Below are 23,527 nucleotides of genomic sequence, written 5' to 3' on the forward strand. Positions count from 1 at the left end.
CCTATAATAGCTCTCCATACAGAATATCTGCCCATATAAAGAAAACTCATTTTTAAGGCTGGTTCCATATAGAAAAACCAAATTTTCTTTTGGTGTGCTTAAACTTACTTTTTCTTAGCATACGACTTTTGTGTTTCAGTGCTTTGAGTGCACCTTCCCTGCTTACTGTTGCCATCGATGATTTCTGATTATCACCTCTCGCTTTGTTGCTGATTTTATTAATATCAACACTGCCGTTGTTACTAGAGTGATCATGATTGTCTAAGCTTACATTCGTTTCACCATCATCCGTATTGCTACTGCTGTGTGAGGTATCTTCTTCTACCGATTCAACTGTATTACTTTCCATATGATGTTCAAGTTCAGCTTGATTGACAATCAACTGCTGTGTTGGCAAAGCATGCTCAACCTTATATTTTGCGACTTGGTTTAGTACATCAACGAATACCACGTTTTGCTTGTCATAGAACTCCATGACGTCGTTGGCATTAATATAAGCTTGTAATTGAATCACATAGCAGTCTTGGCGCAGCTCTAAAATGTTCACTTGGTTCCATTCATTATTGGTTAAATAATGCTCATTCAAAAACTCATCCAAATCCTTGACCATCTTAAAAACCACGTCGATATCAGCGGTACGCTTAAGATACAATTGATGAAAGAAGCGGAACATATCGCGTGAGGTAAAGTTCTCAATTTGCATGGACGAGAAGTCGCCATTGGGTACGGTGACAATGGTGCGGGTCAATGTGCGGACGCGTGATGAGCGAATACCAATATCGATAACGGTGCCTTCATAAGTACCGAATTTACAATAATCACCGATACGTACTGGCGAATCCGCCACAACTACAACGCTACCAACAAGGTTCTCAATGGTTTTTTGTGCACCAAGAGCGAAAGCCAGTCCACCCACACCCAATGCAGCAATACCGGTCGTTAAATCAAAACCCAAATTACCAAAGAAGACAATGACCGCAAATATAAGCAGCAATGCTTTGACGACTTTGCGTAGCAGTCCTAAGATTGAGACACGTTCAGTATGGTTTTTCTTATAGCTTAAGTTGACGGCACGCGTGAATATCGCATCGATGACACGCAGTAATAACCACGTTGTCGCTAGCCATGATGCAACCTCGGTAAACCGATTGATAGGCTCACGTAATGTGACTGACACGCCTGCATAGACCATGACTTCGGATAATATCAACGCCATAATGACGACAGCAAGTGGCAATATCACCTTATCAGGTAATGGTAACGGTACACCGCGTATGTGAGGATAAGTGATTCTCAATAGATGGTACAACAGCCAAACCATAATATAAGTGAGTACAAAGCTGCTCACAATCATGGTTAGCGCTGCAACCAAGTCAGCCAATTGATAACCAAAAACCTTCTTGCCGTCCAGTGAATCAACCGTATAGCGAGATACCAAGGTCGGTTCAGTATTTTCTATCACTTCTGGTACTGAGCTGAGCGTATCACTTGAAAATTGCCAGTACTGATCATTGTTATTAGACACCACTCTTTCTAATAACAACGGCACGCTTTTTTCACCGATATTGATGACACCGACGTTTTCTTGGCTGGGTGGCAATTGATCGGTTAAATTGCCTTCAAGCGTATTATTGAGCTGCAAGTCAGGTAAAAAACGCCCACCAGCATCGAGTGCTTGCTTAAATTGACGCACCACGGTAGTTGGATTGTCAGACTTTGATAAGTTAAGATAATTGCTCGCCAATAAATAATCGTTTTCGCTTAAAGCACTAATGAATCCCTGCACCGTATGTCGCGGCGTATCTCGCCCAAAGGAATCAGGTATCGGCTCACTGCTCGCCTCACTAGTCCCGCCAAGTCCCAACACGCCAGCTTCAGCCGCGAAGGCAGCATTCGGCAGTATCAGGCTACACAATAAAGTCAGCAACAAGGTGGCCACTACCATGACTCTTGATAATGATACTTTTAAGGGTAAAGGTAAGCTAGTAGGACTCATACGACGCTCAATAGACAAAACAAACCTCTTAATTTATAGATAGACGTAGGTATAAAGAGAAAATTGCCTAAATAGCCAATGATCAACACAACCTGCCGCCATGATAGCAATTATAACTAACTGTCGTGTTTTTGATTACAAATTTTTCTACCGAACAATGTTTCTAATGATAAGCAATTATTGGTACTGAGCACAGTTGCTAAGCAATAAATACCCTGTGCATCGCTTTAGAATGGTTCAATGATCAGCCATCATGAAAATTACTCAGCTTATCATGAATAAATATTGGCTAAAACTGGTTTATAAAGCGAGCATATTTATAGATAATGAACCCTGTGTAACTTGTCTACTGTTTTTTGTAAATTTTACCTTCTTAACTTTTGCTTTTGTAACCTTGGGAATCATTATGTTGTTAACACGCTCTTCTTCGTCTACTTATTTGCGGTGCTGTATTTTAAGCGCACTTGGCGTATTTGCCGTAAATACAGCCATGGCTGTCACGCCATCTGACCCTGACTTAGAGACAGTCAATGATAGTGAGCTGCCACAAGTCGAGCTTGATAAAATTGTTGTAACAGCCACCCGCACTCCTACCAAAATTAGCAATACCATTGCCCAAACTCGTGTGGTTGATAAGGAAGAGTTGCAACGTTATCAAGGTCAAAGTGCTCTTGAAGTACTTAAGCAGCAGCCCGGTATCAGTCATTACACGAATGGTGGCATGGGTACCACCTCAAACTTCTATATGCGCGGTTACGATAGCAAGCAAATCTTAGTATTGATTGATGGCGTACGCTATAGCTCTGTTAGTAATGGTGGCGCAGCACTTAACTTATTGCCTGCCGATCAGATTGACCGTATCGAGATTTTATATGGTGCCTCAGGATCTAGTATCTACGGTGCTGATGCGATGGGTGGTGTTATTCAAGTATTCACCAAAGGCAGCAATGTAGATCGAAGCAGCATGTCGGTTACCGCTGGCATTGGTTCAAATGATCAATATTTATATGGTGTTAGTGCACAGCTTGCCAATACTACTGGCACCACGCTAAGCTTGTCGGCCAGCCGCAACGAGTCAGATGGTATCAATGCCACCGTACCTTCAAACGTTGGAACTTATAATAAAGATAAAGATAGCTTTGAAAGCAATAATTTCAGCATTGCTTTGAATCAACGCATTAACGATCAATGGCTAGCAGGCGTAAGTGCGTTATACAGCAAGTCAACAACCGATTTTGATGATGGTGATTATAAGAATGCACATGCTGACCAAGAAAACGGTAGCGCTCAAGCTTATGTAGACTGGCGCTATATGCCAAGCTCTTCATTAAAATTGCAATATGGTCATTCGATTGATAAGAGTGACTCTTCCAGTAAGTATGGTGGGGTATTTGATACTAAACAAGACCAAATCAGCTTAGTAGGTCAACATCAACTTGCAGTCGGCCAAGGTGTTTATGGCGTTGAGTACCTAAATCAAAGCCTAGACAGTAGTGCCTATGAAATCGATGATCGCGATGTGACCAGTGCCTTTTTAGGTTATGTCTTAGCTAATGATAAGTTCGATACCCAAGCAAACCTACGCTATGATGACAACTCACAATATGGTGATGAAACTACTTATAATCTAGGTGCCGCTTACCATATTAACCCTGACTGGCGTATTGGTACTAGCTATGCAAAAGGATTTCGCGCACCTACTTTCAATGATATATATCCTGGATACGGCGGTAATCCTGATCTAAAACCTGAAACTAGCGACAACTATGAAGCCTTTGTTGAGTACAGTACGCCATTACAGTCTACACGCCTAACTGGCTACTATAATGATGTAGAAGACTTGATCTCTTTTCCTGAAGGCACAGCTGTCAATGTAGATAAAGCCAAAGTTAAAGGTATCTCCTTAACTTCTGACTGGGTTGTTGATAGCTATTTGTTCGGTGGTAGCTATGATTATCAAGATGCTAAAGATAAGAGCGATTATACTGGCAGAGTAGATTTTAATCAGAATGCCTTTGATTATAATGACAACCACCTACCCTACCGTCCTGAACACAAAGGTTTAGTATATGTAGGTTACCGTCTGCCAAGTTTAGATGTACGCGCTGAGTATCAGTATGTGGGTGATTATTACAGTAGAGTTGCCAATACTGACGCTCAATCTATAGACAGTTATGGATTACTGAATATCAGTGGTAACTACAAACTGACTGATAACCTATCTATGACTGCACGTTTGAATAATATCACTAATGAAGACTATACAACCGATGTTGGCTATAACACTGACGGCACTAACTTCTTTACCTCACTAACGTACAACTGGTTCTAACGTTGCTGGCTTGCACTTAGTTATTCGTGATGCACTTACAAGAGACCATCGATTGATGGTCTTTTTTGTGGGTGACATTTCACCCGTCATCTATTACAATAACGACCTCCGAGAGGTGTTGCGCCATGACCATAGATATTGCATTGAGAGACTAAAATCATGCAAATTATAGGTTATGTTAGGCTCGGTTAACTGTCGAGCGCCCTATTTTGGTCGCTCACAGCGCAAACAACGGCACCTGCGTTTTTATTCTTTTTATCATACGTTAACCACTGATAGGAGCATATTATGGACGCAGTGTCTACTACACCATCTGCCCATACGATCGATCCCTCTTTCACTGACTATAAAGTCGCTGACATCAGCCTTGCTGATTACGGCCGCCGTGAAATCACCCTTGCTGAAGCCGAAATGCCTGCCCTAATGGGCTTGCGTCGTCGCTACGAAGCAGACCAGCCGCTTAAAGGCGCGAAAATCGCTGGTTGTATCCACATGACCATCCAAACTGCCGTACTTATCGAGACACTAGTCGCGCTAGGTGCTGAAGTACGTTGGACCTCATGTAACATCTTCTCAACTCAAGATCATGCTGCTGCTGCGATTGCTGCTGCTGGTATCTCTGTTTATGCTTGGAAAGGCGAAACAGAAGAAGAGTATGAATGGTGCTTACGTCAACAAGTTCACGTTGGCGGCGAAGCATCAGGCCAACTTTGGGATGCCAACCTAATTTTGGATGACGGCGGTGACTTAACTGCTTTGATTCATAATGATTATGCTGAGCTTCTTGATAGCATTCATGGTATCTCAGAAGAAACCACTACTGGTGTTCATCGCTTAGTTGAGATGTTAAACAAAGGTACGCTTAAAGTACCTGCCATCAATGTCAACGATGCCGTTACTAAGTCTAAAAATGACAACAAATACGGCTGCCGTCATAGCTTAAACGATGCGATTAAACGCGCTACCGACATGTTCCTTGCTGGTCGCCGCGCTCTAGTCATCGGTTATGGCGATGTGGGTAAAGGCTCTACGCAAAGCTTACGTCAAGAAGGCATGATCGTACGTGTATCAGAAGTCGATCCTATCTGTGCCATGCAGGCATGTATGGACGGTTTTGAAGTATTGTCACCTTACATTAACGGTGATAACACTGGCGGCGCAGAAAATATCAACACGCGTCTGCTAGAAGACACTGACATGATCGTTACCACCACTGGTAACTACCATGTTTGTGATCGTCATATGCTTGCAGCACTGAAACCTGGTGCAGTCGTTTGTAACATCGGTCATTTTGACACCGAAATCGATACCCAATTCATGCGTGACAACTGGCGCTGGGTTGAGATTAAACCACAAGTGCATCAAATTTTCCGCTCAGACGATGAGAATGATTATTTGATCTTGCTTGCTGAAGGTCGCTTAGTGAACCTTGGTAACGCCACGGGTCACCCATCACGCGTGATGGACGGCTCATTTGCCAACCAAGTATTGGCGCAAATGTATTTGTTCGAAGAAAAATTCGCTGACTTGCCAGCTGATGAGCGCACTGACAACTTATACGTCAGAGTATTGCCGAAGAAACTGGACGAAGAAGTCGCTGCTGCCATGGTTGCCGGTTTTAACGGTACATTGACGAAGCTGACGGATAAACAAGCGGAATATTTGGGTGTACCTGTCGAAGGTCCATTTAAGCCTGACGCTTATAAATACTAAAAGGAGCCAGACTGTGACTAAGCCTGCTTTCTCCTTTGAGTTTTTTCCGGCCAAAACCGAACTGGGTCATGAAAAGCTACTCAGCACTTATGATGAGCTGAATAAGCTATCACCTGCGTACTTTTCGGTGACCTACGGTGCTGGCGGTTCAACCCGTAACCGCACTTTAGATATCGTTCAAGCACTATGTGCACGCGGCGATACTGACATTGCGCCGCATATGTCTTGTATTGGTGATGATAAAGCAGAAATCGCTGAATTGCTTGAGCACTACAAAAGCTTAGGTATCAAGCGCCTAGTCGCGCTACGTGGTGACTTGCCTTCAGGTCAGGTGGGTATGGGTGAACTACCATTTGCTGTCGATTTGGTAAAATTCATTCGTGAACACTCAGGCGATCACTTCCATATTGAAGTGGCCGCGTATCCTGAGATGCACCCACAAGCGCGTAGCTTTGCGTTTGATGTTGACAATTTGGTCAATAAATACCAAGCGGGCGCCAATGCGTCGATTACCCAGTTTTTCTATAACGCCGATAGCTACTTATATTTGCGTGATACCTTAGAAAAGCGTGGGATTGATACCGTAGCACAGCCATTGGTGGCTGGCATTATGCCCATTACCAACTCAAGTAACTTGGTACGCTTTGCCGATAGCTGTGGCGCTGATATTCCGCGTTATGTGCGTAAGCAGTTGGCTGACTTTGGTGATGACCGCAAGGCCATCCGTGAATTTGGTTTTGATGTGGTATATCGTCTATGTGAGCGTTTAATCAATGAGGGTGTACCTGCCATGCATTTTTATAGCATGAATAAGGTTGAGCCGAATAAGCGTTTGGTTGAAGCGTTGGGACTTACCGCTTAGACCTTTGTTGAACTTCTTGTTAAATGACTGGCATTCTTCGGAGTGCCAGTTTTTTCGTTTTACTTATGATCTATCTTGTCTTAACAACTGCTCTATATGACCTGTTTTATTTCCCAAATACCTGTGACAATACCTTTCCCTCCGCCACTCATATTCTGCTAACATGTTGAGAGGGATTATTGTTCAATTAAAGGACTAAACGACTGTGCGACGTTTTTTTTATGCTATCAGTAACGATTTGAACACCACCTTTCCTACCCTTAGCGCATTATCTATTGGTGCTAGTGTCGAATTAACAGACAGCATCGTTCATCATTGGTGCCGAGTATTACGCGCAAATATCGGTGATCAAGGTATTTTGTTTGATGGCTTTGGCGGCGAATATCAGGTAGAGCTACAAGCGATTAGTAAAAAAAATGCAACGGTTACCTTACTCAGTCATTCAACAGATGACCGCAGCGCCCCTGTATTGACTAAAATCGCCCTAGTGATGAGTCGCGGTGAACGGATGGATTATGCCATTCAAAAGTCCACTGAGCTTGGTGTCACTGCTATTCAGCTCCTTAGCAGCCATCACGGCGAAGTCAATCTCAAACCCGCCCAAGTCGAAAAAAAGCTGGCGCATTGGCAACAAATCGCTATCGCCGCCTGTGAACAATGCGGCCTCAATCGCCCTCCTCTTATCCTTGCACCACTGTCTATCAATGACTGGTTACGTGATTCAGCGACCGACGCTACAGACACAGCAATATCTGTCAGCGCTGCGGTTAGCCCTATTGTCGCGGCCCTCAGTGAAGCCCCTTATTATCAAGTATTAAACCAGCCAGCAGATAGCCGCTTAATGATGAGCGTGCCAGCAGCGGGACAACCTCTGCAACCAGAGACACTCTCAACCGCACTAACACAAGACAGACCCTACATTGAGCTGCTAATCGGTCCTGAGGGTGGTCTCAGTAATGACGAGTCAGTGCAAGCACAAACAGTAGGCTTTGCGCCTTGGCAGATCGGTAATCGCGTGCTACGAACAGAGACCGCGCCTGTCGTCGCATTGGCAACGTTGCACGCGCTTAGCCATTAATCACCACACACCATTCTGTATATATGCTGATTACTAGGACATGTCCTCATTTTAAAAATGGTGATAAAAATGAGACAAATTGCAGCTAAACAAAGAAAGCAGCGCAGAGAATATCAGGATATTGACTAACTGTTTGACGCAGTTTGGCAAGATTTAGCCGTTTTTAACCAATTTATTCGCTTTCGTTCAGATTAAGGACACGCCCTAGGTTAAATGAAGTGCTCTGATACAACGCTTCTTATTGCTTTGCAAACTGGGAGATAGCTTGAGCCGCTGAGCTTAGGTAATCCATATGACTGACGGTGGTTATTGCTAGCAATGACTGACCAATTTTTTAGACTTGACGTTGACTTAGTGAGTCCAATTATGACTACTTTTACCACCCTACCGCTCTCAGATAAGCAGCAACTGCTGACACAGTTATGTGAGCAATATGAAGACGCTATCTTTATCTTAGACGCAAACTTTCGTTATCTGTCGGTCAATGCTATTTACGAGATTATGATTGGTTACAGTGAATCTTTTTTGCTGGGGCGACCACTTGGTATATATGCGGCTGAGTTTTTATCAAAAGAAGAGCAAGCTATTTTAAATGATCTTACCAGTCATTTAGACAGTAAGGGATTTTATGAAATTGACTTTTCGATAGCGACTCGCTATGGACAAGTTCTGAATTGCCATATCACTTACCGAAGCATCTACGTGGGAGAAACGGGTTATTATATCGGTGTGGTGCGCGATATGTCGTCGGTCGTAAAAGACAGAAAACAAATGACTCATCTACTCAATTACGATCAACTGACAGGGTTGCCCAACCGCAAGGTTTTTTTGAGTCAGACCAGTGAGCTATTGTTAGAAAGTTATCAAGAAGTCGTGATTGTACGCCTAAACATTGATCGTTATCGTAACCTCGCAAGCCTACTCGGCCCTGACGGTATTAATACTCTCATAAAAAGCTTCGTACTACGGGTTACAACCCTAAATCTCGAGGGTTTGCATTGTTTTTCACACTTTGGTGGTGATGACTTTGCCCTATTATTCGAATGCACTGATGCCAATTCCGTACGCAATCAATTAGACCTCTTAATGCAAATGTGTGAGCACCCTTTTTTCGTCAGTAATGAGCCAGCAGAAGATACAGCCATTTATTGTCATATCTCAGTTGGGGTCAGTTTTTTCCCTGAAAATGATTACGAAATGATAGGGTTATTGACCAAAGCTGAGAAAGCCCTACAGTATGTTAAACAGCAAGGTGGTGACGACATCTGTTGGTACAACAAAACCATCGATGAAGCGACTGCCAATAGCTTACAGTTGGAAGCGGAGCTTAGAGCTGCCACCAATGATGTTCAGTTTGTACCCTATTATCAACCGAAATTTTCCTTAGATACTGGGGCTATTACTGGCTTTGAAGCGCTGGTACGCTGGCAGCATCCCACTCGTGGGCTGCTAAAACCTGTCCACTTTATGAATGCCATCATCACGCACAAACTGTCGTTTGAGCTGTTCTCACAAATGGCGATTCAAATTGCGGAACAGTTGTCTATTTGGCAAAAACTTGGCTTCGATCAACATATTTGTATCAATGCCGATGCTGCTGAATTTAGCCATCCTGATTTCTTTGAGATGGTGAGCAATTTATTTGTACAGCACGATATCCATACCCATCAATTACATATAGAGGTAACAGAATCCTCATTAATACAGCGCCATGCTAATGTAAATAAACAGCTCAATTTACTAAAAGAGTTGGGGATTTGTTTAGCGCTGGATGATTTTGGTACAGGTTATGCCTCTTTAAGCTATCTACAAGAGTATCCTTTTGACTTTATCAAAATCGATAAAAGTTTTATCTCTAAGATTGAAACTGACCGTACCCAATATGCGATCGTCAAGGCTATTTTAGAGTTAGCGGTGGCGCTTGATATGCAGGTCATCGCTGAGGGTATCGAAACCAAGCAACAACGCGATTTACTGTTAGACATGGGTTGTAAATATGGACAAGGCTATTGGTTTAGTAAACCCGTGACTGCTGATATCGCAACTGAAATGTTAACGCAGCAATATTTGTCTAAATGAGACACGCCCTAGTCAGTATTTTAATCGAGAATGAGCCAACCATTTTTTAGTCGATTATTATTATTATTTTTTTCGCCTAACGTTGATTGCATAACGGATGCAAGGTAGGTTCATGACTTATCAGTGCTGTTACCAAACTTGTATAATCGCCTATGAAAGCCTATCTTTTATAGTGAATTTGTTAGAGCTTACTAAATATCAAACTGACTCTAACAATCACCATTCTTTTCAATACTATTTTATGCAATCGATACCTTAGATAGGTCTGCGACTTCAACAGACCATCTGGATATAGTCAATCCTGCATCATGCGCTAAACCCTAGCGCTGTCATAGGACGACCAGCTATTATTGATTGCATTACAAAAGGACAGGAAGTTATGCAATACAAAGCACCTTTACGTGATATTCAATTCGTTATGCATGAACTACTCGATAGCGAAAGCCATTACAAAACGCTACCTGCATTTCAAGAAGCAGACCGCGAGCTAATGGATAGCCTGTTTGAAATGGCTGCAAGTTTTGCTGAAAATGAGCTGTCACCATTGAACCAAAGCGGCGATGCGGAAGGCTGCAAATTTGATAACGGCAAAGTAACGACACCAAAGGGCTTTAAAGAAGCCTATAAAGCGTATTGTGAGCTTGGCTTCCCTGCTTTATCTGCTGAAGAAGAATTCGGTGGTCAAAACATGCCGTTTTCATTATCAACAGTCATCAATGAGATGGTTGGTACGGCTAACTGGTCATTCTCTATGTACCCAGGCCTATCACATGGTGCGATCCAAACTATCGAACACCATGGTACTGATGAGCAGAAAAACATCTATTTAGAAAAAATGATCAGCGGTGAATGGTCAGGTACGATGTGTTTGACCGAAGCACACGCTGGTTCTGACTTGGGTATTATCCGTACCAAAGCTGAACCAAAAGAAGATGGTAGCTATAGCATTACTGGTCAAAAGATTTTTATCTCAGCTGGTGAGCATGATTTAACCGACAATATTATTCACATTGTATTGGCGCGTTTACCAGGCGCACCTGCTGGCACAAAAGGCATCTCATTGTTTATCGTTCCTAAGATGACGGTTCAAGAAGATGGCAGCGTTGGCGATAGTAACAATGTCGTTTGTGGCTCTATCGAGCATAAAATGGGCATTAAAGCCTCTGCCACTTGTGTCATCAACTTCGATGGCGCAACAGGTTACCTAATTGGCCCAGAAAACCGCGGCCTACAGTGCATGTTCACCTTTATGAATGTTGCCCGTATCGGTACTGCTGTTCAGGGCTTGACTGCAGCAGAGTACGCATTCCAAGGCTCATTGACTTATGCCAAAGATCGTTTGGCCATGCGCTCTTTGTCAGGTACCAAAGCACCAGAAAAAGTAGCTGACCCGATCATTGTACATCCAGCGGTTCGCAACATGCTATTGACCGAAAAAGCCTTTGCTGAAGGTGGCCGTGCATTGGTCTATTATCTCTCACATTTTGCGGATACTGTCGCAAAAGGTGAAGGCGAAGCGCTTAAATTTGCTGATCAAATGCTGTCATTGTTGACGCCTATTGCCAAAGCCTTCTTGACCGAGACTGGTCTAGAAGCGGCAAACCATGGTATACAGGTTTATGGTGGTCACGGTTTTGTCAGCGAATGGGGTATGGAGCAAAACGTCCGTGATACCCGTATCGCTTGTCTATACGAAGGTACCACTGAAATCCAAGCACTTGATCTATTGGGCCGTAAAGTATTGGGTTCACAAGGCAAGCTGCTTGCAAACTTTGTCAAAGTCATCCAAGACTTCTGTGATGAAAACAAAGAAAATGATGAGATGGGTCAATTTATCCGTCCACTGGTTAAGCATCTAAAAGAATGGGGCGACTTAACAGCGCGCATTGGCATGCAAGCCACTGAAAGCCCTGAAGCAGTAGGCGGTGCGGCAGTTGATTACATGTACTTCAGTGGTTACGTGACTCTGGCTTATTTATGGGCACGTATGGCACTTGTGGCACAAACTGCTATTGCTGATGGCAGCAGCGAACCTGCGTTCTATGATGCTAAAATCAAGACGGCTCAGTTCTATTTTGCTAAATTGCTTCCACGTACCACCACACATGTAGAGCGCATCAGCACTGGTGTTGAGCCGTACATGAGCATGGATGTTGATCAATTTGCCTTTTAAGTAAGCCATCAATTTATCAAAGATTTATTGAATTAGCACCACTATCGTAATTTCGATCGGCAACATACCAAAGTATGTTGCCGATTTGCGTATTATCAATTCCTTTTAAGCCTATTAAAGCCTATTAAAGCCTATTAAAGCCATTATTTCGCATGATAAATGTTTTTGGTGTACGCACAATTCACGAAGAAATACACAAGCTGAGCCTCTAATTTGCTAAACTTTAGCTATTAGCCATTAAGGTTAACTCAAAAAGAACAACCGATAATCTTAGGGTCTGTTGAACATTCAAATATTCGGACTGCTGATCGCTAAAATCGCACCAAACTAGGCGTAAACTGATGATAATGTCGAGACCTTAGCTAGGTTTATAACAACGTTTGGTGCGATTTTAGCATCAGCCCTTCGGGGCGGGACTATTTTTTGCCAATACATGGCGAAATTGTCTAACCTAGAATGACTAGGCGTCAAAAATTTCACTGCGTATTGTCTAAAAAATAGCCACCGCCAGTGCCACATTTGAATGTTCAACAGACCCTAATGTATTTAATTTTTATTCATTTGAACCAAAGGACTGCTGATGGCTGTTTATAATGCCCCTCTTAATGACATGCGCTTCATCTTAAATGATGTTTTTAATGCGAATGCATTTTGGCAAAACAACGACAATTTGGCTCATGTTGACATGGACACTGTCGATATGATTTTAGAAGAAATGGCAAAACTGACCAAAAACGTTCTGCTACCCATCAACCGTAGTGGCGATGAAGAAGGCGCTACTTTTCAGGGTGATGGCGTTGTCACTACCCCAACAGGCTTTAAAGAAGCATATAAGCAATATGCTGAGTCAGGCTGGGTTGGCTTAAGTGGTAACTCTGAATACGGTGGTCAAGGCTTTCCAAAAATGGTAACCATGCTCACCGAAGAGATGGTTTTTACCGCTAACCAATCGTTTGCCCTTTACCCTAACCTAACTGTAGGCGCAACGCTTTGCCTAAATGCAGCGGCCTCTGAAGAGCAAAAGCAAACCTATCTAGAAAAAATGTACAACGGCGAATGGGCTGGCACTATGTGCTTAACAGAGCCACATGCGGGTACTGACTTAGGCATCATCAAGACCAAAGCCGTACCTAACGATGATGGCAGCTATGACATCTCTGGTACTAAGATTTTTATCACGGGCGGTGAGCACGATCTAACTGAAAACATTATTCATTTAGTATTGGCAAAAACACCCAATGCACCAGAAGGCTCAAAAGGCATTTCGCTATTTGTTGTACCAAAATTCTTGGTCAATGAAGATGGCAGCTTGGGTGAACGCAATACATTGGCAGTCGGTTCTATCGAACACAAAATGGGTATCAAAGCATCTGCTACTTGTGTGATGAACTTTGATAGTGCCAAAGGCTGGATGGTTGGTGCCGAAAACACAGGCCTGTCTTCTATGTTCATTATGATGAACTATGAGCGTGTCACTATGGGTTTGCAAGGCCTTGGTGGTGCTGAGCTTGCCTATCAAAATGCGGCACTTTATGCCAATGACCGTGGTCAAGGTCGTAGTGATACCCAGTTGCAAAGCCCAGAAAAACCTGCGGATGCAATTATCCATCATGCCGATGTACGCCGCATGTTGTTAAATGCTAAGACCAATACTGAAGCGTCACGTTGCTTTGCAATGTATGTTGCCAAGAACCTTGATGAAGAAAAGTTTAGTACCGATCCAGAAGCAGCCAAAGCGGCTTCCGCTCGTGTTGCTCTACTCACGCCAGTTGCCAAAGCATTTTTGACTGACAAAGCATTAGAAGCCACTATTGATTGTCAGCAAGTATTTGGTGGTCACGGCTATATCCGCGAATGGGGTATGGAACAAATCGTTCGTGATACACGTATTGCCCAGATTTATGAAGGCACCAATGGCATTCAAGCCCTTGACCTACTAGGTCGTAAGGTTGCGCGCAATAACGGCAAGTACGTCACTCATTTCTTAGGTGAAATTCGTGATTTTGTCAATAATATGCAAGCCAACCATGGCATCAAACAAGCCACACTGGATGCTGCTGATACGATTGAAGCATTGACTAAAACTGTGCTGAGCAACATTGGCGAACGTAAAAATGAAATCAATGGCTGTGCCGTTGACTACATGCATGCCTTTGGCTACCTGTGCTACTCGTATATGTTTGCGTTGATGGTTGAAGCTGCTGACGGTCAAGAAGGCGAGTTCTACGCGAACAAAGCCAAGCTTGCTGACTACTTCGTTGGTCGTGTATTGCCACGTATCGATGCGCATGCGCAAATGGTGCAAGCAGGTAGCGATCCTATGATGAACTTTGATCTTGACTACTTTGATGTACCTGCTAACTAATCAGCGATGTTTAATTTTTAATAATTAAAGTATCATGACAAAAGGGACAGTATCGCTACTGTCCCTTTTTTTGCCAAAAATATTTTTTAAATAACTGCTAACAAAATAATTAACTATCGATGCATCGTTCCGATTAGAATAACGCAAAGCAAACTATCGCTTAAGTTACTTCATAGTATTACCAAGCTTGTAGTCATAACCTATGTTGTACGCCAGATAACAATGTTCAAAATCTAACAATAAAAACGGTTGAAACCACCATGATAAAGGATGCGACGTGCCAGAACTAAAACGCATTTTACAGCAAATTACGGCGCTAAGTGATGTACCCGATCCTGCGGTACTAAAACGCTTAATAGATGAGCTACGGGTCACTGAAAAAGAGCCTGTCTTGGCCAATGATAATATTCAGAACCTCATTGATGTCATTCGTCAGCATCCAGAATATGGCGACGGCCTTGCCAGCTTTGTATTAAAGCTCATTATCCAGTACCGGCAAATTGCACTTTATACCGATACTGGCATTATGTCGGATCAGGGATTTTTTAATAGTTTGCGCCGTTTAGTTGGCCATCGACTTTTGCCAATACTACCGCAAGAGGACTCCGTGGTTGAGTTGGTTGGTTACCTATTTAATAAGCGTTCTGATGAGCGTTGGTTGGCCAATATCGATAAAGAAAAATGGGATGAGCTGGTTGAATTACTGAGAGTCAAAGAAGAACACTTAGATCTAGTCGCCACGGCGAAAAACAGTATTTTAAACGCGATTATCATTTTATCTTATCGCATCAGCGGTCTTGGTTTGCATCCTGACTTGATGGATTCTTACCCGCAAATGCTGAACTACTCAGCCTCTTTTGTGGCCCAAAATCAAGAAGCAGTCTTATTTGTCAATCAATATAGGCAGGCGCATGAGCTTGATACCTTGACTGATATCACCCCCGAAAAAGCCGTCGATCCAGCGCCGTTGCTTGTCATGATTGAGCAATGCGAAGATATCGTTGCCACGGTTCGCAAACGTATTTATAAGACGGGTATTTCTATTCGACTGACCAATATGATGCTGCGCCTCGACCAAAGCTTGCAGCGTATGCGTATCTTGACTGAACTGGTGACTGATGATTATAACAAGCGTGATCTGGCCGTCATTGAACTGATACAAACGCTGATTACCACTGCCAATCGTCGCTATAGTATCGGCTATTTGATTGATAATAATACCAAGCTGCTCTCGCGTAAAGTGACTGAAAACGCGAGCCGTGTCGGTGAGCATTACATTAGCACCGATAAATCTGGTTATCAGAAGATGTTTAAAAAGGCCTCTATCGGTGGCTTTATCATTGCTTTTATGGCGACCACCAAGATATTGGCTTATCATTTAGCCCTCGCACCAATGGGTCGGGCATTTATCAACAGTATGATTTATGGCTTGGGTTTTGTCTTTATTCATGTCATTCGCGGTACCGTTGCTACCAAGCAGCCTGCCATGACGGCGGCGGCTATTGCCTCCACTATATCGGATGGCTCTGGCAAGAAGTCTCATCAGCTAACCAAGCTGTCAGAATTGGTGGTCGATATTTTACGTACCCAGTTTGTCGCTATCATGGGTAATGTAATGCTAGCGGTACCGGTCGCTCTTATTATCTCTTTTGCTTGGCTGCAATATACAGGTACGCCGATGATTGATACTGAGAAGGCTGGGCATCTCCTACATGATCTTGATCCTTTTCGCTCGCTCGCCCTTCCCCACGCTGCCATTGCTGGTGTCTATTTATTTTTATCGGGTCTGATCGCTGGTTATTATGACAACTTAGCGGTTTATAACCATGTGGGCGCACGTATACAGCGGCATAAGTTGCTCAAAATACTTTTGCCTAAATCATGGCTACAGCGCTTTGGCGGCTTTGTAGAAGCGAATTTGGGTGCCATCATGGGCAACTTCTTATTCGGGGTATTTTTAGGCAGCACTGCCACTATCGGCTTTATTTTCGGCTTACCAATTGATATTCGCCACATTGCTTTTGCCTCAGCCAACTTGGCACATGGACTGTTTAACATGTCCGCTGATGATATAAGCTGGAACGTCATCTTACTGTCCATTCTTGGTGTTGCTCTTATCGGTATCGTCAACTTGATTGTCAGCTTTTCCCTCGCCTTGTTCGTCGCGCTACGCTCAAAAGAAGTACGCTTCTTTGAATGGGGACGTCTCACCAAATTGGTTTTTGGTCATATTATCAGTCACCCATCTGACTTTTTTTGGCCACGCGACAAACCGATGAAATATGCTCGTATCGATAGCCAAGGTCGTATGATATTTGATGATACTTCAGGGCAAAAAGGCGGCAAGCCTATACCTGCTAATTATGTTGTGCGCCGCTTATCGGACGTAAAAATATTGCCCAAATCCATGCAAGGCAGTATGAAAAATGATCCAGCAGTGACCGACATACAATATGACAATCAAACATCAGACAGTAATTCTGATCCTGAGATGACTAGTCGTGAAGCGTATAGCACCGTCCATTCAACTATGGCCAAACAAGTAATCGATCTCGATGATGGTCTGATGGATGACAACCTCAATAGTGTGCCGTACACCGATGACATTCAATATGATAGAAGCACTAAGACGCTTGATAGCTTTGCGACTAGTAGTAATGAAATAAGCCGCGATGAGGCAGACAATACTGACTCTGATAGCAAAGGTGCTGGCGATGCCAAAACCCCACTGCCAAAACCGAAAAAACCACCCAATCTGCCCAGTTAAATGGGTGGTTCTGGTGGTTTCGATGACACGCTCCAGTTAATGAGCTGCCATAATTATGGCGGATGACAATGAGCACTTGACGTTATTACTTCTTCGTCGCCCAATCGATAGGCTAATAAATGATTTCCCCAGACACAGCCGCCATCCAAAGCGCGCGCATGTGGCAGATCAATCTCACCTTTTAACGCGGCCCAATGACCAAACAATATCTTGCGCGTGCGCGGTACTTGCCACTCAAACCACGGCAAAAAGTCCTTTGGCATCGAATCATCTAAGCTTGCTGTGAAGCTAAATTCGAGCGTGCCATCCTGCTTGCATAAGCGCATACGGGTAAAATAATTGGTAATCGCGCGCATTTTGGTAAAGCCGTTGATACCTGTATGCCAATCATCGGCCGTCTTGCTATATAAGTGTGGCAACAACCGATCAAGCTGCTTTAAGCTGCCTTGTAATTGCGCCTCTAACTGCTGGGCATAGTCCGCTGCTGCTTCAATAGTCCAATGCGGTGGGATGCCCGCATGTACCAGTACGGTATTGGCATCAGGATAAGCCAGTATCGGCTGCTGACGTAACCAATGTAATAGCTCATCACAATCATCGGCAGCAAAAATTGGTGCAGTCTTGTCTTTTTTCTTAATTTTAGCGGCACCGCGCCAAACAGCGATCAGGTTAATATCATGATTACCCAATACGGTAGCCGCAGCGCCTTGCTCACAAAGCGCCTTGACATCGCGCAACGTATTCAGTGAGTCTTCGCCGCGTGCCACCAAATCACCTGCAAACCACAACTTATCTTGAGTAGGGTCGAAATCCAATGTTTCGAGTAGATGAAGATACGCCGCATAACAACCTTGCAGATCACCGATGACATACTGGTGGCGAAAACTCATAAATCCTCTATCTTTTATGTGATGACTTTTATACGATGATTTTTATTCATATCTAAATAACTATTTTTGGATGATGAATTAATCTGCTACTTTGCCTGCCTGATTGCTCAAATTGACAAAATCTTTCACACTCAAGACTTCAGGGCGTGCTTGTGGATCAATACCACAAGCGGCAAAGTCATCCTCGCTCAACGTCGGCAACAAGGTTGATTTTTTAAAAATAGCACGTAGGGTCTTGCGACGATGGTTGAAGGTTTCGCGTACCACAATCGCAAAATACGCTTCGTCTTCTGCGACGATAGGTTTGTTGATATGCGGCGTCAGGCGAAATACAGCGCTGGTGACTTTTGGTGGCGGATTGAATGCGCCACGTGGCACAGTTAATAAATAATCCGTATCACAGTGGTATTGCATAATGACCGACAAGCGACCATACGTCTTGCTGCCAACGTCAGCAGTGATGCGCTCAACGACTTCTTTTTGCAACATAAAGTGCATGTCTTGAATCACATCGGCATAACTGAGCAAATGAAAAAGTATCGGCGTAGAAATATTATATGGCAAGTTACCCACCACGCGTAGCTTACCGCGCTCCTCGCTATACAACTCACGATAATCGACATGCATAGCATTGTCTTTGATAATTTCAAAATTCGGATGGCTATTGGCACCGATACGAATACGCAGGCTATCCGCCAAATCACGATCCAACTCTACGACCGTCATCGCATCCACTTCTGCCAATAACGGCTCAGTCAGCGCACCCATACCTGGGCCAATCTCGATTAAATTGTCATCGCGCTCTAAGCGAATGCTCTCAACAATCTCACGGATAACACTACGGTCATGTAAGAAGTTTTGACCAAAGCGTTTACGCGGTTGGTGTTTGGCAGCCCGTAGGCTACTGGAAATGGTTTGGGCATCAAACGAGGTTTTGGACATAAAAGAGTCTTAATGTATAAAAGAGAAATGGGCTATGGCAGCAATATGCTGGTATTATAATGACAAATTATACCACAGCTCATAATTAGGCTGTGTTTTTGAGACATTTTATCAATAAGTTACTCATACCTTAGCGCAACCGACCCGAGACTTTTTATCCTCATAATCATTTGCCATAACGTCCGATTATGGGAATAAGATAAAAGTTATTAATGTGAAAGGTCAGCTTAATCTTTAGATTAAGCTGGGATGGTCTCGCGGTTTTTATTGAAAAACATTCTTAGTAATTATTGTGGGTAATTATGAGTCCAACCCTCTGCTACAATTTCCTTAACCGCTTGATCATAATGCTCTGGTAATAAATTATTTCTGTAGTAAATACTGTCTATGAGCTCTTCTGTAGTTAACCCACCTTTCAAACTATTAATCATTCTCTGATACGGCTCGCGAACTTCAGGCCATGACAACTCATCGCCCAGTACTCTACCAACATAAGTCATCATATAACTTTGAAAGGAAAAAGGTTTCTCTATTTTACCCTGTATAGCTAGACGGTATACAGGCTCGAAGGCTTCTAATACTGGTTTAATAACTTGTGTTTCCTTACTTACAGCTTTACTCACATCTTCGTCTGTCCATTGATCACGATATGTAGAGAAAGCCCCTATAATACCTTCTCTTGATTTCCAATTTATCAGCGCCGTTTTAAACTCAATAGCAGCTTGCTCTATTTCTGGTTTATTCATATTAAATGTTGTCATGTTATTTCACCTCTATGACGATATAGAAATAAGCATGGTTCCCTAGTGAGGACTTGAACACTAGGCTGTAGGCTATTTATATCAGTAGTCAAAGTCATTTATAGTAGCTCAGTGTACATAGCAGTGTACTTTTTATTATAAAATAGCGAACCCCCATGTACAGGATCTATATCAAGAACCAGAGCTTGGCCAACGCGGATGATAGTCATCAACTATGAAAGGATGGGTATGGCGTAAGCCGTTAGGTGTAGGAGATCCTGTAGCATGAACATGACCTTCTGGTAGATTGGCATGTTCGTGCTCAATCTCTTTTAAATCAATAGACGGCCATACTCTAAAAGCCGCCCATACCGCTAGTGCAGCAGCACCGCCTAATACCGCAAAAGCTACGGTCATACTGTAGCGCGCACCTAACCAACCCGCTAATGGATAGAACACTAACCAACTGACGTGAGACAAAGCAAACTGAGCAGCAAACAATGCAGGACGATCTTCCTGATGTGAGGATCGCCATAGCAAGCGTCCAGCAGGTGTCAGAGCAGCAGAATAACCCAAACCTAGCACGAACCATAAGGCCATAAGCGAGTTTTGTCCCATCATCAAGGTACCAGCGAACATACCCACCACAAGCAACCCTACACCGCTTAACATGACGCTGCGATCTGTCAGCTTACCCAATAAACTTGGCAAAGCCAGTGCCGCAATCATAGAACCTGCGCCAAAGCTCGCCAATGCTAATGCGACTGCACTCTGAGTGAGTCCCATACCACCTTGGATAATCACCACGGTATTTACAAAGACCATAGACGCAGCGGCAGAAACGGCAACATTAACAGCGAGTAATCCGCGCAGTCGAGGGGTCGCTAAATAGATACGAATGCCGCGCGTGGTTCTATCATAAATGCTACGGCGCGCGGGCATTGCATGCGCTGGTAGCGTGACCGATACGACCAATATGGCAGACGCTAAAAATCCCAGTACTGTTCCCGTAAATAGATTGTGAAAGCTCATTACTGTCAGCAATGCTGCCGCTAACATGGGACTGACTAGACTTTCCATATCGTAAGCAAGGCGTGAGAGCGACAAAGCTTTGGTGTAATCCGCTTCATTAGGCAGAACATCAGGAATAGTGGCCTGAAAAGTAGGCGTGAAAGCTGCTGAGGCGGCTTGCAATACAAAGATCAACACATAAACCTCCCAGATTTGGGAAACAAATGGTAAAAGCAGGGCGACACCGGCTCGTATCACATCTAGTGTCACTAGCAGCGTGCGTTTAGGCAACCGTTCGGCAAAGGCCGCTGCAATGGGTGCCACGCCAACATAGGCAATCATTTTGATGGCCAATGCCGTTCCCATGACGACCCCAGCATTATTGCCTGCCAAATCAAATGCCAAAAGGCCTAGCGCCACCGTAGCTAGACCAGTACCAATCAGGGCAATCACTTGCGCGGCAAATAAATGGCGATAAGTTCGGTTTGCAAAGATACTAAGCATGGAGTGTCTCTTTAGATCAGTCGGTTGATCTTATAAGTAACGAGTTATTTCCTTGAACTCCTCTATAGAGTCCTGCTGATCTTTGTCAACAGCCCCTAATAAGTCTTCAAGGCAATGATCTAAATGGTCTTGAATTAACACTTTTTTAGCTTGATGAATGGCATTTTCTACCGCTTGCAGTTGCTGCGCTATATCAAGACAGGTTCGACCCTCAACCAACATCTCTATCGTGCTGCTTAAATGACCATTCGCTTTTTTGAGGCGTGTGATTACGGCTGGATGAGATGCGTGTACGTGTGGTTTTTTCATAATGACAGTGTCCTTTCTCTAGAGAGCGCCATTATACCTCACAAGACTTGAGATTTTATGGTTGACATTATCCCCCCCTAGGGGATAGTATCTTACTCCTTAAGTATTCGATTTGCATTTAAAATTTTCATAATTTTAGAGTTTTTTCTAAAAAGCACATATTTCTAAAAAGCACATACACGTATTCATCACTCTTACACTATAGGATTCTTAATGTATAGCCATGTCTACAATAGGCTTCCAAGATCGCCATGGGCGACTTGGCAGACCCGTCTGTTAGTACTCTCAATACTGCTTATTTGTCTTGTTACTGGTAGCAATGAAGCACTTGCTCATGCGGTAACCGCAGGGGATAAAGGGTATATTCAGGAGATTTCAGGAGTCAATATTCTGCCCTTCATGTACTTAGGCGCTAAGCACATGATTACGGGATATGACCATATCCTGTTTCTCTTCGGGGTCATCTTCTTTCTTTACCGTATGAAGCATATTGGTATCTATGTGAGCCTATTTGCATTAGGTCACTCCGCCACGATGATTTTAGGCGTGTACTTCAACATCGGTATGAATAGTTACCTGATCGATGCGATTATTGGTCTCTCTGTCGTTTACAAAGCGTTAGACAATATTGGTGCCTTCCAGAGATGGTTTGGGTTTCAGCCAAATACTAAAATAGCGGTGCTTGTCTTTGGTCTTTTCCACGGCTTTGGGTTATCTACTAAGCTCCTTGAATATGAGATGTCGCCTGACGGTCTACTCCCTAACTTACTCGCCTTTAACGTCGGTGTGGAAATTGGGCAGCTACTGGCTCTAGCCATCATATTAATTGGCATGAGCTATTGGCGTCGTACGCTAAGTTTCATCCGTAACGCCTATACCGCCAACGTGGCTATGATGAGCGCAGGATTTATTTTAGTGGGCATGCAGCTCACTGGCTATTTAATGTCTTCTTAATTCAAGGGTTTTTAATATGTATAACAGTGATACTCCTTTACAAGCTGAACTTCCCACTTCAAAGCAGCTCGTCAAATCTACTATTTTAGCTGGCATCGCAGCAGTCGTTCTCTTATTTACGGTGGTTCTTCCCGCTGAGTATGGTATTGATCCAACTGGGATTGGTAGTGTTCTTCAATTGACAGAAATGGGACAAGTTAAGCAACAATTGGCAGATGAAGCTGCCGCCGATGCAGCGGGTTTACTAGTGGCTGAAACACCGAATATAGATAATGTGACTGAGCAAGCAGTGAGTGCCACACTTTCTGATACTGCCATCGCAAGTGGTGAATGGCGCGATGAAACTCCCTTTACCTTGACGCCAGGGGAAGGATTGGAGATTAAGATGAAAATGGCTTCAGGTGGCAAGGCTGAATACTCTTGGGTCGTGACAGGCGGTGAGGTCAACTTTGATACTCATGGCGATGCATTAGGCAAGGCTATTAGTTATGAGAAAGGTCGCGAAGTTGCCGCTGATGAAGGGGTTTTAGAAGCCGCTTTTACAGGTAATCATGGCTGGTTCTGGCGCAATCGTGGTGATTCAGATGTTGAAGTTATTCTGCGTACCCGTGGCGATTACAGCAGTATTAAAACGATGTGAAAACAGTAGTGGTTAATGCGATCTTACTGCTGCCTGCTTAGAAACTGAATTGTTTTATCAAACGTGTAGTAACACTCTAAATAAATTCTAGTGGTAGAACACATTAGGTCTGCTGCTAGGTTTATTTAAAATTGGATAGCAAGGGCATAGATGCTGCTACTACTAGAAGTTA

The 23,527-nt window shown here is 43.5% G+C and carries 16 protein-coding genes; 10 read left to right on the forward strand and 6 right to left on the reverse strand.

Going from position 1 to position 23,527, the window contains the following annotated elements; genetic code table 11:
* Positions 1–52 precede the first annotated feature (52 nt).
* Complete coding sequence (locus AAEY72_RS01790; RefSeq protein WP_502945342.1) at positions 53–1,996, reverse strand: mechanosensitive ion channel family protein; 1,944 nt, start codon at positions 1,994–1,996, stop codon at positions 53–55.
* Between the two features lie 406 nt (positions 1,997–2,402).
* Here AAEY72_RS01790 and AAEY72_RS01795 point away from each other — a divergent pair, with 406 nt between their 5' ends.
* The 8 genes from AAEY72_RS01795 to AAEY72_RS01830 all read left to right on the forward strand — a co-directional run bounded on the left by AAEY72_RS01795 (position 2,403) and on the right by AAEY72_RS01830 (position 17,365).
* Positions 2,403–4,328: a TonB-dependent receptor plug domain-containing protein gene (locus AAEY72_RS01795; protein ID WP_352309228.1), complete on the forward strand. Its 1,926-nt coding sequence runs from the start codon at positions 2,403–2,405 to the stop codon at positions 4,326–4,328.
* 288 nt (positions 4,329–4,616) lie between these two features.
* Positions 4,617–6,041 (forward strand): adenosylhomocysteinase, encoded by a 1,425-nt coding sequence (gene ahcY, locus AAEY72_RS01800; protein WP_201593560.1) that lies wholly within the window; start codon positions 4,617–4,619, stop codon positions 6,039–6,041.
* 13 nt (positions 6,042–6,054) lie between these two features.
* On the forward strand, positions 6,055–6,903 hold the full coding sequence (locus tag AAEY72_RS01805; protein WP_194618616.1) for a methylenetetrahydrofolate reductase: 849 nt from the start codon (positions 6,055–6,057) through the stop codon (positions 6,901–6,903).
* A gap of 205 nt (positions 6,904–7,108) precedes the next feature.
* The gene (locus tag AAEY72_RS01810) at positions 7,109–7,981 is read left to right on the forward strand and encodes a 16S rRNA (uracil(1498)-N(3))-methyltransferase (RefSeq protein WP_352309229.1); all 873 of its coding nucleotides are present in this window, start codon (positions 7,109–7,111) and stop codon (positions 7,979–7,981) included.
* Between the two features lie 366 nt (positions 7,982–8,347).
* Positions 8,348–10,060: a putative bifunctional diguanylate cyclase/phosphodiesterase gene (locus AAEY72_RS01815; RefSeq protein WP_352309230.1), complete on the forward strand. Its 1,713-nt coding sequence runs from the start codon at positions 8,348–8,350 to the stop codon at positions 10,058–10,060.
* A 379-nt stretch (positions 10,061–10,439) separates the two neighbouring features.
* Positions 10,440–12,233: an acyl-CoA dehydrogenase C-terminal domain-containing protein gene (locus AAEY72_RS01820; RefSeq protein WP_352309231.1), complete on the forward strand. Its 1,794-nt coding sequence runs from the start codon at positions 10,440–10,442 to the stop codon at positions 12,231–12,233.
* Positions 12,234–12,813: 580 nt separating this feature from the next.
* Positions 12,814–14,598 (forward strand): acyl-CoA dehydrogenase C-terminal domain-containing protein, encoded by a 1,785-nt coding sequence (locus tag AAEY72_RS01825; RefSeq protein WP_352309232.1) that lies wholly within the window; start codon positions 12,814–12,816, stop codon positions 14,596–14,598.
* Between the two features lie 277 nt (positions 14,599–14,875).
* A complete protein-coding gene (locus AAEY72_RS01830; protein WP_352309233.1) occupies positions 14,876–17,365 on the forward strand; it encodes a site-specific recombinase in 2,490 nt (829 codons plus the stop codon).
* A 53-nt stretch (positions 17,366–17,418) separates the two neighbouring features.
* Here AAEY72_RS01830 and AAEY72_RS01835 read toward each other — a convergent pair whose 3' ends face one another.
* The 5 genes from AAEY72_RS01835 to AAEY72_RS01855 form a co-directional block, all read right to left on the reverse strand.
* Positions 17,419–18,255, reverse strand: a complete 837-nt coding sequence (locus tag AAEY72_RS01835; protein WP_352309234.1) for a symmetrical bis(5'-nucleosyl)-tetraphosphatase — start codon at positions 18,253–18,255, stop codon at positions 17,419–17,421.
* A gap of 78 nt (positions 18,256–18,333) precedes the next feature.
* Positions 18,334–19,197: a 16S rRNA (adenine(1518)-N(6)/adenine(1519)-N(6))-dimethyltransferase RsmA gene (gene rsmA / locus AAEY72_RS01840; protein ID WP_352309235.1), complete on the reverse strand. Its 864-nt coding sequence runs from the start codon at positions 19,195–19,197 to the stop codon at positions 18,334–18,336.
* Between the two features lie 287 nt (positions 19,198–19,484).
* Entirely contained in the window at positions 19,485–19,958 is a 474-nt protein-coding gene (locus AAEY72_RS01845; RefSeq protein WP_352309236.1) for a hypothetical protein, read from the reverse strand.
* A 171-nt stretch (positions 19,959–20,129) separates the two neighbouring features.
* Positions 20,130–21,452, reverse strand: coding sequence for an MFS transporter (locus AAEY72_RS01850; protein ID WP_189581759.1), 1,323 nt, complete (start codon positions 21,450–21,452; stop codon positions 20,130–20,132).
* Positions 21,453–21,482: 30 nt separating this feature from the next.
* Positions 21,483–21,761 (reverse strand): metal-sensing transcriptional repressor, encoded by a 279-nt coding sequence (locus AAEY72_RS01855; protein WP_189581756.1) that lies wholly within the window; start codon positions 21,759–21,761, stop codon positions 21,483–21,485.
* Positions 21,762–21,974: 213 nt separating this feature from the next.
* Between AAEY72_RS01855 and AAEY72_RS01860 the strand changes: the two genes are divergently transcribed.
* Both AAEY72_RS01860 and AAEY72_RS01865 read left to right on the forward strand, forming a co-directional pair.
* Positions 21,975–22,715 carry a HupE/UreJ family protein gene (locus AAEY72_RS01860; RefSeq protein ID WP_352309237.1) on the forward strand — a complete coding sequence of 247 codons (741 nt, stop codon included), beginning with the start codon at positions 21,975–21,977 and terminating at the stop codon, positions 22,713–22,715.
* A 16-nt stretch (positions 22,716–22,731) separates the two neighbouring features.
* The gene (locus AAEY72_RS01865; protein ID WP_352309238.1) at positions 22,732–23,355 is read left to right on the forward strand and encodes a transmembrane anchor protein; all 624 of its coding nucleotides are present in this window, start codon (positions 22,732–22,734) and stop codon (positions 23,353–23,355) included.
* Positions 23,356–23,527: the final 172 nt, after the last annotated feature.

This window comes from Psychrobacter sp. W2-37-MNA-CIBAN-0211, from assembly GCF_040309405.1.
GTDB lineage: Bacteria > Pseudomonadota > Gammaproteobacteria > Pseudomonadales > Moraxellaceae > Psychrobacter > Psychrobacter glaciei.